10 protein-coding genes are annotated in these 12,400 nt (G+C 29.2%); 9 read left to right on the forward strand and 1 reads right to left on the reverse strand.

Translation table 11 applies throughout. From position 1 onward, the window contains the following. Window positions 1-13: 13 nt before the first annotated feature. The gene (locus BLS77_RS17880) at window positions 14-637 is read right to left on the reverse strand and encodes a RusA family crossover junction endodeoxyribonuclease (RefSeq protein WP_089973157.1); all 624 of its coding nucleotides are present in this window, start codon (window positions 635-637) and stop codon (window positions 14-16) included. Between the two features lie 286 nt (window positions 638-923). Here BLS77_RS17880 and tsaD point away from each other — a divergent pair, with 286 nt between their 5' ends. The 9 genes from tsaD (at window position 924) to BLS77_RS17925 (ending at window position 12,282) form a co-directional block, all read left to right on the forward strand. Continuing rightward, window positions 924-1,934 (forward strand): tRNA (adenosine(37)-N6)-threonylcarbamoyltransferase complex transferase subunit TsaD, encoded by a 1,011-nt coding sequence (gene tsaD / locus BLS77_RS17885; protein WP_089973161.1) that lies wholly within the window; start codon window positions 924-926, stop codon window positions 1,932-1,934. A 23-nt stretch (window positions 1,935-1,957) separates the two neighbouring features. After that, window positions 1,958-3,004 (forward strand): alpha/beta fold hydrolase, encoded by a 1,047-nt coding sequence (locus BLS77_RS17890; protein WP_089973165.1) that lies wholly within the window; start codon window positions 1,958-1,960, stop codon window positions 3,002-3,004. Window positions 3,005-3,170: 166 nt separating this feature from the next. Continuing rightward, entirely contained in the window at window positions 3,171-4,463 is a 1,293-nt protein-coding gene (locus BLS77_RS17895) for a S1C family serine protease (protein WP_089973169.1), read from the forward strand. A 217-nt stretch (window positions 4,464-4,680) separates the two neighbouring features. Beyond that, window positions 4,681-7,440 carry a sigma-54-dependent transcriptional regulator gene (locus tag BLS77_RS17900; RefSeq protein ID WP_089973174.1) on the forward strand — a complete coding sequence of 920 codons (2,760 nt, stop codon included), beginning with the start codon at window positions 4,681-4,683 and terminating at the stop codon, window positions 7,438-7,440. Between the two features lie 251 nt (window positions 7,441-7,691). Then, a complete protein-coding gene (locus tag BLS77_RS17905) occupies window positions 7,692-8,000 on the forward strand; it encodes a PTS sugar transporter subunit IIB (RefSeq protein WP_089973179.1) in 309 nt (102 codons plus the stop codon). Window positions 8,001-8,084: 84 nt separating this feature from the next. Next, the gene (locus BLS77_RS17910) at window positions 8,085-8,390 is read left to right on the forward strand and encodes a PTS sugar transporter subunit IIA (protein WP_089973182.1); all 306 of its coding nucleotides are present in this window, start codon (window positions 8,085-8,087) and stop codon (window positions 8,388-8,390) included. Between the two features lie 115 nt (window positions 8,391-8,505). Beyond that, window positions 8,506-9,402: an N-acetylglucosamine kinase gene (locus tag BLS77_RS17915; protein WP_089973185.1), complete on the forward strand. Its 897-nt coding sequence runs from the start codon at window positions 8,506-8,508 to the stop codon at window positions 9,400-9,402. A 46-nt stretch (window positions 9,403-9,448) separates the two neighbouring features. Further along, window positions 9,449-10,540 carry a DUF871 domain-containing protein gene (locus BLS77_RS17920; protein ID WP_089973189.1) on the forward strand — a complete coding sequence of 364 codons (1,092 nt, stop codon included), beginning with the start codon at window positions 9,449-9,451 and terminating at the stop codon, window positions 10,538-10,540. A gap of 467 nt (window positions 10,541-11,007) precedes the next feature. After that, window positions 11,008-12,282 (forward strand): PTS sugar transporter subunit IIC, encoded by a 1,275-nt coding sequence (locus BLS77_RS17925; RefSeq protein WP_089973194.1) that lies wholly within the window; start codon window positions 11,008-11,010, stop codon window positions 12,280-12,282. Window positions 12,283-12,400: the final 118 nt, after the last annotated feature.

Consider the following 12,400-nt stretch of genomic DNA (forward strand, 5'->3'; position numbering starts at 1 on the left):
TTTTAAGTCTCCTTTAAAATAGTTTAGTAAAGCAAGATCTGCATATAAGGGTTTTTCCACCATTAGCTTTTATAGGATCAATTTCTTTTATGGATTTCCTGCAAAATTCACAAACTATTTTATTACTATTAGCTGTAGTTTTAGCAGGGGTATTTATATTTTGTCCAACTTTTCCAGTAGTTATAGGTTTATATAATAATTTTTCAATAGGAATTTCTACTTTTTTTATTGTATAAGAAAGTTCGAATTGACTTTCTCCGTAAAATTCTAATTCAAAGCGGGGGTTTTCCTTATCATAAAACTCTTCTGTAATTATTCTTCGTATTTGAGCATCGTTAACTATTAATCCGCTTTTTTCAATGCCATCAAAAATACTTTTTGTAATGTTAGCAGTATCAGGATGACGTTTATCGCTTTTATAATAAACTTTAAGAATGGCAATTAAAGATTCATCTAAAATTATATTAGGATTTTGACTTCGGGCATAATAAGCAATTTCTTCTTCGTATAGTGCATATTTATCATGCGCCTGACCTGTATTAGAAGGAAGAATAGCTCTTCCATTTTTATTATGTAATTTGAAATTTGATTTTGATATAGGTGAGCCTAAAACAATAACTTTAGCATAGGGTAACATTTATTAATCTCCTTTCATTATCCTAAATAATCCAAAAATTCTAATAACAAATAATGAATATTTTTTTAAAAAAGTATATAATATTTAATAGAATATGGAGATAGGAATTATTATTTTTAATATACATTAGTAAATTTACTTTAACAAGCTATAAAAATTGAAAATGTAATGTAAGTAGAGTATAATACTTTTGATAATAAAGGTTTAATCATATAAAAAAATAACTGATAAATAGATTGGTATATTTTATATGGAATTATTTATTGAAAAGCAGGGGTATAAAAATATGAAGAAAAATTTAATTTTGTCAATAGAATCAAGTTGTGATGAAACATCAGCAGCAGTAATAGAAAATGGAAGAGAAGTTTTATCAAATATAATAGCTTCTCAAATATCTACACATGAAAAATATGGCGGTGTTGTTCCAGAAGTAGCATCACGAATGCATATAGAAGTTATAAATAAAGTTGTAATGGAAGCTTTAGAAGAAGCAAAAGTTACATTAAAAGACATTGACGCTATAGGGGTAACCTATGGGCCAGGTCTTGTTGGAGCTCTATTAGTTGGATTACAATATGCAAAAGGATTAGCTTTTTCAACTAAGAAACCATTAATAGGCGTAAATCATATAGAGGGACATATAAGTGCTAATTATATAGAGCATAAAGATTTAAAACCACCGTTTGTGTCATTAGTAGTATCTGGTGGGCATACATTTATAGTACATGTTAAAAATTATGGAGAATATGAAGTAATTGGAGAAACAAGAGATGATGCAGCAGGAGAAGCTTACGATAAAGTTGCAAGAGCTTTAGGGCTAGGATATCCAGGCGGTCCTAAAATTGATAAACTATCAAAAGAAGGAAATCCAGATGCAATAAAGTTTCCAAAGGCTAATTTCCATGAAGATACATTAGATTTTTCATTTAGTGGTGTTAAATCATCAGTTTTAAATTACTTGAATAAGAATAAAATGCAAAATATTGAAGTTAATAAAGCGGATGTAGCAGCATCTTTCCAAAAGGCAGTTGTAGATGTATTAATAGAAAATGCACTTAAAGCTTGTAAAAAGAAAGATGTTAATAAAATTGCTATAGCAGGAGGAGTAGCTTCAAATTCAGCACTGAGATTTAAATTAACAGAAGTAGCTAAAAAAAATGGAATAGAAGTATTATTCCCATCACCAATATTATGTACAGATAACGCAGCTATGATAGGAAGTGCTGCATACTTTAATTTTATTAGTAATAAAACAAGTAGTTTAGACTTAAATGCTAAACCAAATTTAAAATTATAATTATAGGGTATGGGAGGATGTTTATGAAGCTTTTACCACATTCAAATGGAGTGTATAAAGTTAATATGAGAAGAAAATTAAAGCCAAAGGAAATAGTCAAATATGTTTTGATTTTTATTACGGCTTTAATATTAATCGGGTTAATTTATCAGAAAACAAGTGATTTTGTAGCAAGGGAAACTCTTAAGTCAAAAGTAGATTATACAAGAGTAAATGACAAAAGATTAGATTATATTTTGAAAGGGGATGGGAAGTACACTGTAATTTTTGATGGAAATTTAGGTGGAAACTTAAACCAGTGGACAAATATAACTAAGGAACTTAATAAGTCAAATGCTGATGTTAGCACTTTTGTTTATAATAGAAGAGGATATGGGTATAGTGATTCGGGTAGTAAAATTACTCCAGAAGAACAAGCTAAGGATCTTAAAATATTATTAAGAAAAGCAGGGGCACCAGAGCCGTATATTCTTGTAGGTGAAGAATATGGAAGTTTAGTTTTAACTAATTTTGCAAAACTTTTTCCTGAAACAATTGTAGGGTCAGTTTTAATAAACCCAATAGTAGAAGAAGAAATAAAAAGTGAAGAATATGTTAAATCAAATAGAATACATAAAATAAGAAGAAAAATAGAAGACATAGGATCTCATATAGGGTTTACATCCTTATTAGATGCAATTAAGTTAGATGTGAAATTAGAAGGATTTGAAGATAAACTTAAAGAAAGTCAATTAGAGGAATTTAATGTGCAAAGGACAAAGGCGAATTATACAAGTGCTGTGGATAATGAGCTAAGATCACTTATGGAAGGAGACAGTAATAGTCAAAATCCAGGAGTGTTTGAGGGGAAACCATATTATTTAATAGCTAAAGATGGACAAGAAGGTCTGAAAAATCTAGGGAGTGAAGGGTTAACTAAAATACATAAAACAACATGTATCAGTAATTTTATTTCTTTAGAAGATGAAGAGGCTACTCTTATAGGAATTAGAGATGTTATAAAAGAAGTAAATGATATTGAGAGAAAAAATAAAAAAATTAGTGCTAATAACATAGGATTAAAACTATAAATTGAATATAAGATAACGCCTTAGTTAATTTAACTAAGGAGTTATTTTTATGTTTTAGAATAAGATACTTCATTTTAAAACATATTGATTATAGGTATGTCATATAATTGTCACAGAAAAGGGGTATAGTATAAATATAGAAAGACATACAAGGAGGATTTAGTTAATGGATGATAATAAAGAGATATATGATGTTGATGATTTTCAACATGTAGATACAGAGAAAAATGATAGCCGATATTTAGATAATATAAAATCAGAAGAGGTATATGATAATAGAGAAATTAATATGGAATATGAAAATTCTAGTAGAATCGAAGAAGAAATTAGCAGTGAGGAAAAATCAAAGAAGAATAAAAAGACTAGAGTGAAGAAAAATCGTGGTGGATTTAAAATAATAGCGCTTATAATATCATGCTCACTTTTAAGTGGGATAGTTGGGAGCACAGCTACTTATATATTATTTAAGAAAAATATATTGCAAAGTAATATAAAAAATATAAATAATGGACCAACAACTTTCGATATAGATACTACAGTGCTTACTCCAACAGAAGCTTTTGAAAGAGTTGCCCCAGCTGTTGTAGTTGTGTCAAGTAAAAGCATTAAGGAATATGGTGGGTTTTTACCAACTGAAGAAGTTGAAGGAATAGGTTCAGGGTTTATAATAAGCGAAGAAGGTTACATTTTAACAAACTATCACGTTATTGAAGGTTCAAAAGATGTTACAGTAACATTAAGTGATAAGAGAGAAGTTAAAGCAAAGGTTATAAATTATGATAAAAATCAAGATGTAGCGATGTTAAAAATAATAGATGAAATAAAGGTGCCAGCGGTAGTTGAACTAGGGGATTCTGAAGCGCTTAAGCCAGGAGAAGAGCTTATAGCAATAGGAACACCATTATCTAAAGAATTTTCACAAACTGTAACTAAGGGAATAGTTAGTGCTGTAAATAGAACTGTACAAACAAGCCAAGGAGTTAACTCAAACTTTATTCAAACAGATACTCCTATAAATCCAGGTAATAGTGGAGGACCCTTAGTAAATAATAAAGGGCAAGTAATTGGAATTAATGCTAGAAAAATTGATGGGAAAGATTTGAAGGTAGAAGGTATGGGATTCGCAATTCCTATTAATGAAGTAAGAGGACGGATAGAAGCTTTATCAAAACCAATAATGGAATTAGGAATTACTCTAAGAGCAGTAGACAAAGATACTGCAAAACAAAATGAATTAGAAGAAGGTTTATATATAATTAATGTTGTAGAATACTCTTCAGCAGAAAAAGCTGGTTTAATACCTAGAGATTTAATTACAAAATTCGATGGAAAAAGAATAAAAACATTTGATGAACTAAAAGCTATAAAGGATACAAAGAATGTTGGAGATACGGTTAAAATAGAAATTATAAGAGATAAAAAAGAAATGACAGTAGATTTAACTTTATCAGATAAATAAATATATAATAAGGATTAGTAATATGATTAATAGAAAATAGGCACGGTAATATTTTACCGTGTTTATTTTTTATAGAAAATATAAATGAATTGTAAATATAGTTAAGTAAGTAGTAGTATAAATATAGTTATATATTGTATAATTAACATAGTTAGACAAATAAGATAATAATATGAGGACTAAATGGGTGAGGATTTCAAATTAAGGGGGTAGCTTTGTGAGCAAAATTAGTCAAGTGTATGAAGCGTTAATTAATTTAGAAAAAAAAGAAACTAGAGGAATTACAGCTGCTGAGTTAAGCGATTATATGAATTTAGATAGAGCGAACGTATCTCGATATTTGAACCAGCTCTATAAAGACGGTAGAGTAAGAAAAATAGATGGTAGACCTGTGGTGTATTCAGCGGGGATAGATAATAAATATAATTTATCAAAAGATGTTCATATATTGGATGAAGAAAGAACTATTAAAAGTAATAAAACTATTAGTAGTGATAATAGTTTAGACATGCTTATAGGTTCAGAGACGAGCCTTCAAGTGCCTATTCAACAAGCAAAAGCAGCTATACTTTACCCTCCAAGAGGATTACACACCTTAATTTTAGGCGAAACAGGGGTTGGTAAATCAATGTTTGCAGAATTAATGTATGAGTTTTCAAAGGAGTCAGGAGTAATACCAAAGGAGTCGTCCTTTGTAAGATTTAACTGTGCAGATTATGCAGATAATCCTCAATTGGTTATTGCACAAATTTTTGGAGTTAAAAAAGGCGCTTATACAGGAGCTGATTCGGATAAAGAAGGTTTATTAAAAAAGGCTGATGGTGGGATTATATTCTTAGATGAAATACATAGACTATCGCCACAAGGACAAGAAATGCTGTTTACATATATAGATAAAGGTTATTTTAGACCACTTGGGGATACTGATAAACAAATAAAAGTAGAAGCACAAATTATAGCGGCTACAACAGAAGACCCGAAATCATTTTTATTGAAAACATTTACTAGAAGAATTCCAATGTGTGTCACCTTACCTTCTTTATCAGAAAGAAGTATAAAAGAAAGATACTATCTTTTAAAGCAATTTATTAAGGCTGAGTCAAAAAGGTTAGAAAAGAGTATTTACTTTAATAAAAATGCTTTGATTTCATTTTTATTATACGATTGCCCAAATAATATAGGACAGTTAAAAAGTGACATACAGTTATCTTGTGCAAAGGCATTTTTAAACTATAAAACAAAAACAAAAGATTTTATAATAGTTGAACAAGGTGATTCTCATCAAAGAGTTAAAAAAGGATTAATGAAAATTCAAGATCATAGAGATGAAATTAATGAACTGTTAGCTAATATGGGAGATGTTCTTAAATTTTCTTACAAAGATAATCAGAATGATATATACAATGGTACGGCTGAAAAAGATGTAACAAAAGGCGAGTACTTTTATGACATAATAGAGAAAAAGCTAGAAAAACTTAAAAGTAAAGGATTAGAAGAAAAAGAAATAAGCCAAATAATTAATATAGATATTGAAAGTTACTTTAAAAAATATATAAGAGATTTACCAGGTGAATTTAGAAAAGATGAAATATCTAAAATAGTAGAATTAGAAATAGTAGAAATAGTAGAAGAAATATTAACATTTACTAGTAAAAAATTAAATAGAGAATTTGATGAAAAGGTCTATTTTGGATTAGCATTACATCTTCAAGGTAGCATTGATAGAATTAGACAAGGAAATAAAATATATCATCCAAAATTAAATTTTATAAGGGTTCAATATGCAGATGAATTCTTAGTAGCAATGGAAGTTGCGAAGCTTATAGATTCAAAATTTAATATTCAAGTTCCTTTAGATGAAATCGGCTACTTAACAATGTTTTTAGCAGCGAGACCTTATGAATATGATATTAAAAAAGAGGGTAAAGTTGGAGTTTTAGTAATAATGCATGGACATTCCACAGCAAGTAGTATGGTTGAAGTAGCAAATTCTTTAATAGGAGAAGCTTGTGCACAAGCTTTAGATATGCCATTAAGTATGAAAGCCGAAAAAATGTATGAAACAACAAAAAATAAAATTAAAGAAATGGACGAAGGAAAAGGTGTACTATTATTAGTGGATATGGGGTCATTAACTAATTTTGGTGAAATGATAAAGGAAGAAGTAACAATTCAAATACAAACAATAGATATGGTTAGTACTCTTTTAGTAATTGAAGCTGGTAGAAAGGCTTTCAATGGTAGAGAGTTAAACGAGATATATAAATCCTGTAGTGAAATTTCAAGGTTTGGAATTCAAGGAATTAAGGAAATTCAGACTAATAAAAAAAATGTTATTATTACAGCTTGCTTTACAGGGGAAGGAACAGCTGTAAAGCTTAAAGATATGTTAAAACAAAGAATGAGTAACTCCTTTAAAGTTGAAGTGGTGCCATTAAACATATTAGATAAAGAAGATTTTATTAACAAAATAGAAAAACTTAATAAAACTAGTAATGTAGTTGCTATAGTAAGTGCTATTAATTTATTAGTAGAGGATATTCCATTTATACCTGTGACAGATATTTTAACTGGGGATGGAATAACTTATTTAGAAGCGTTAGTAGAATATGAAGAAGACTTTTCTAAAATAGCAATATCTTTAGATTCTCAAATAAAAGATGTTAATGGAGAAAAATTAGTGTCCATTATTAGAATTTCAATTAAAGAAATAGAAGAAGCACTTGCAATAAAAATTAATCATGAAGTTGAAGTTGGGATAGTTATTCATTTATGCTTCTTAATAGATAGAATAATTAATGGGGGAAGTGAAATATATTTTGAAGACCTAAATGATTATAGAAATAATCATAGTAAAGAATTTATCCTTATAAAGCAATATATTAAAAAAATAGAAATTACTTATAAGGTAAATATTGGGGAAAACGAACTTGCATTTATTGTAAGAATGTTTATAGAAAATAGAATTACAGTGTAATACCTAAACAGTGTAAGAATTAAACAGTGGTGTGTAATAAATTTACACACTATTATTTTTATTATTATGAATGTGAATATGGACAAAGTCTTTTAAATAGCCAATCTATATATATATAGTGAAAAAATATAATGATAAATAAATTGGCATGCAAATTGCTAATGATATAGTGAAGAGAAAGATAATGAATTTTATTAGAACAAATGAAACAAATTGAAATATAGGCTTATAATAAAAGGAGGATTTTAATTATGAAAAGAATAGTATTAGTATGTTCAGCGGGTATGTCAACAAGTTTATTAGTATCAAAGATGCAAGTTGCAGCAAAGGATCAAGGTTTTGAATGCTCAATAGAGGCTTATGGTGAAGCTCAATTAAAAAATCATGAAGATGAAATAGATGTATTATTACTTGGACCACAAGTAAGGTTCTTATTTAATAAATTAAAAACTAAGTTTGATGCAAAGAATGTTCCTGTAGAAGTAATTAATATGATTGATTACGGTACAATGAATGGTCCTAAAGTATTAAAACAAGCTCAAAACTTATTAAATAAATAATAATTTTATAAAGAAAACAATAGTATTAAATATGCTTAAAATATAATAAAACATAACTTAGTTACAGGAGGAGCGTATAATAAAATGGAAGAAATAATAATGAATTTAATAATGCATAGTGGAGAAGCTAGAAGTTATGCAATGGAAGCTATGGAGTTGGCTAAAACAGGGGATATTAAAGGCGCAAAGGAATTAATTCAAAAATCAGCTGAAGAATTAGGGGAAGCTCATCATTCACAAACATCTTTAATTCAAAATGAAGCTGGTGGAAATAAAACTGAGTTATCTTTATTATTAGTTCATGCACAAGATCATTTAATGACAACTATGACATTAAAAGATGTAGCTAATGAAATAATAGATATACATGCTGCAATACAAGCAAAATAAAAAATCGAAACTCTAATGGATAACATTAGAGTTTTAGTTTTAAGGCATTTTAAAAAATAGATTATTTTTTAGATTATTATTTTTAGGATGTACCTTATATAAGGAGATGGGAAAGGTGGAATATGTAATAGGCGTAGATGGCGGAGGAACAAAAACAGAGTCCGTTGCCTACGATTTAGAAGGAAATGTATTAGCGTCATCATTAACTGGTTTTGGGAATCTAGTTAATGATAAAAAACAAGCTCTTAAAAATGTAATTTCTGGAATAGAAGAGCTGTTAAATAAGTTAGGAAGAGATGGGTTAAAGGGTTTATATTTAGGACTTGCGGGATCAGAAGTGGGAGAAAACGCAAAAATAGTTCGCCAGGAAATAAAAACTGAATTTGAAGTGGATTCAGTTATAATGAATGATGGAGATTTAGCTTTAAAGGCATTGTTAAAAGGCGAGGATGGAATACTAGTTATTGCAGGAACTGGATCTACATCATTTGGGGTAAATGGTAAGAAACAGGCTAGATGTGGCGGGTGGGGTCAGATTCTAGGGGATGAAGGAAGCGCTTATAAAATATCAATTGAAGCATATAAGCAAATGATTCATGAAAATGATTTCGGGTTAGAACTTAGCAAGCTGTCAAAAAATATATTAGCTAATCTAGGGGTTGAAAAAGTTGAAGATATTCTAGGAATTATTTATTCTTCAACAAAGGATGAAATTGCGAATGTAGCAGAATTAGTGTCTATAGAAGCCGAGGAAGGTAACGAAGTAGCTATTAATATATTAAAAACAGAGGGTATTGCAATTGCAAAGGCTGCTGAAAGAATATTTAATAAATTAGAATTTGATAAATGTAGTATAGGTTTAGTTGGAAGTGCTATAAAAAAATCAGTGATTCTTAGAGAAACTTTTGAAACATATTTAAAAGAAAATATAAATATAATTGAGTTTATTGATGTGGAAGTATCTCCAGCAAAGGGGGCATACTATCTATATAAAAAGGAAAATAAGGAATAACTTTTAAAAGATTAAATAAAAATTATAATTTATGGAGGATTTAATAATGAAAAGATTAGGAATATCAGTTTATCCAAATCATATAGATATGGATAAAGTAGTGGAGTACATTGAATTAGCAGCAAAATATGGATTTAGTAGAATATTTACTTGTTTAATATCAGCAGAAGGTAAATCAACAGAAGAAATAGTTAGTGAATTTAAAGTTATGTTAGATGTTGCAAACAAACATAACATGGAAGTTATAGCAGATTTAGATCCTACTGTGTTCAAAAATTTAGGAGCTTCGATAACTGACCTTTCAATGTTTAAAAAAATGGGGTTAAGTGGAATAAGATTAGATGCTGGATTCTCAGGAAATGAAGAATCTATAATGACTTATAACAAGTTTGGATTAAAAGTAGAGTTAAATGTTAGTAATGGAACCAAATATGTTGATAATGTAATGTCATTTAGACCAAATGTTGAAAATCTTTATGGATGTCATAACTTCTATCCACATGTTTACACTGGACTGAACTATGATTACTTTATAAAATGTAGTGAACAATTTAAAGAACTTGGAATTAAAACAGCTGCATTTGTTAATGCACCATCAGCTGAATTTGGTCCATGGCCAGTATCGGAAGGATTATGTACATTAGAAATGCATAGAGATATGCCTATAGATGTCCAAGCTAAGCATTTATTTGCTACAGGTCTTATTGACGATGTTATAATAGCAAACTGCTTTGCTTCAGAAGATGAATTAAAGGCTTTAAGTGAAGTTAATAGGGAAATGTTACAATTAGATGTAGAGGTTGTAGAAGATATTCCTGCAATAGAAAAAATTATAGTTTTAGATGAATTTCATTTTAATAGAGGGGATTGCTCTGACTATGTTATAAGATCAACTCAATCAAGAGTTAAATATAAGGGTGAAAAATTTCATCCATTTAACACGCCTGATATAGAAAGAGGAGACGTATTAATAGAATCAGATTTATATACTAGATATGCAGGTGAGCTACAATTAGCAATAAAACCTATGAAAAATAGTGGGAAAACTAATGTTGTTGCCAAGGTTATTCCAGAAGAATTATTCTTATTAGATTTAATTCAACCATGGGATAAATTTGAGTTTAAATTAAAGAAATAGAAGATTAGGTAATGTTAAATACAAAAAGCTCTTGGTTTATACAAGAGCTTTTTATAATATAATTTATAGAATAATAGTATATTTTTGAAATTAAAATTGAAAATTAATACATTTATTATAAAATTACACTAAATTTTATACGGTTACATTAGTGTAATTAAAGTTAAGAGTGTGTAAATAGAGTGTGTAAAGGTTATAATAACTAGCAAACAGCCAAGCTATAAGGGTTTGAAGAAGATTTAGAGATTTGATAAAAATTGGCACAGCAATTGCTATATATAATAGTGTAACGAAAGAAAATTACAACTTAATAAATCTTACTTAACACAATTAAATAAATAAACTACAAAACTAAATAAGTTATTTACTGATTATCTTAATACTAAACGTAATTATCATATTAAATTAATATTTAAAATGGATAATCAGAAGATATAAATTTGATTAAAAAAGGGGAGGACATCATTATGGAAAAATTCATGGCTTTTATGGAAAAGTATGTAGTACCAGTAGCTTCTAAAATGGGGGCACAAAAACATTTAATAGCAATAAGAGATGGATTTGTTAGTATTATGCCACTAATTATGGCAGGTTCATTAGCAGTTATGATTAACAACATACCAATTCCGGGATATGCTGATTTCATGGCAAAAATTTTCGGAGCAGAGTGGGGACATGTACAAGGTACAGTATGGAATGGTACATTCGGAGTTATGTCATTAATACTTGTAGTGACAATGGCTTATAGCTTAGGAAAATCTTATGATAAAGACGCTATGGCTTGTGTTGTAGTATGCTTCGCAGTAGCAGCAATGCTTTATGCACCAGGAGCTGCAGGGGATGCATTTAAAGGCACAAATGGATTATTCGTTGCTTTAGCCATTCCGTTAATATTTGGAACAATATTCTGTAAGTTACTTGGAAATCCTAAATTACTTATAAAGATGCCAGAGGGAGTTCCACCAGCAGTTGCAAAGGGATTTGCTGCAATTCTTCCAACTATAATAGTACTTGCATTAGTAGGAATAATTGAAGCAGTACTACTTTGGGTATTTGGAATAAACAATATACACAAAGTAGTATCTGATGCAATTCAAAAACCATTTATGGATATGTTTTCATCAAGTATCGTGCCAGTATTAATATTAATATTATTCCAACAATTATTCTGGTTCATGGGTCTTCATGGAGCAAATCTAGTTGCACCAATAGTAAACACTGTATTATTACCATTAACTTTGTCAAATATAGACGCTTTTAGCTTAGGACAAGAACCAACTAGTATAATTACTTCACAATTCTTAGATTCATTTGTAAACTTAGGTGGATCAGGTGCAACAATTGCTTTGCTAATAGCTATATTCCTAGTTTCCAAGAGTAAATCTAGTAAGTCTATTGCAAAAATAAGTCTTGCTCCAGGATTATTTAATATCAATGAGCCAGTAATATTTGGTATGCCAATAGTATTAAACCCAATTTACATTGCACCTTTCATAATAGCTCCACTAGTATGTGCAGTTATTGCATATTATGCAACTTCATGGGGATTTATCCCAACAACAAGAATGGTAGTTCATTGGACTACTCCACCAGTGCTTAGTGCTTTCATTGCTACAGCTAGCTTTAAAGCTGGATTAATTGCATTAATTAATGTTGTAATTTCTGTAGGAATCTACCTACCTTTCGTTAAGGTAGCTGATAGAAAAGCTGCAATAGAAGAAAGCCAAGGATTAGCTCAATAATTATTAGTAAATAATTAAGAGAAAATAAAGGTCTGATAGATAAATTTATCTATCAGACCTTTTTGTTTTAAATTTTATGTAATAATAATTTACTGTATTATATATTTTTCAGAGATAG

The sequence above is a fragment of the Clostridium gasigenes genome (assembly GCF_900104115.1).
Lineage (GTDB): Bacteria > Bacillota > Clostridia > Clostridiales > Clostridiaceae > Clostridium > Clostridium gasigenes.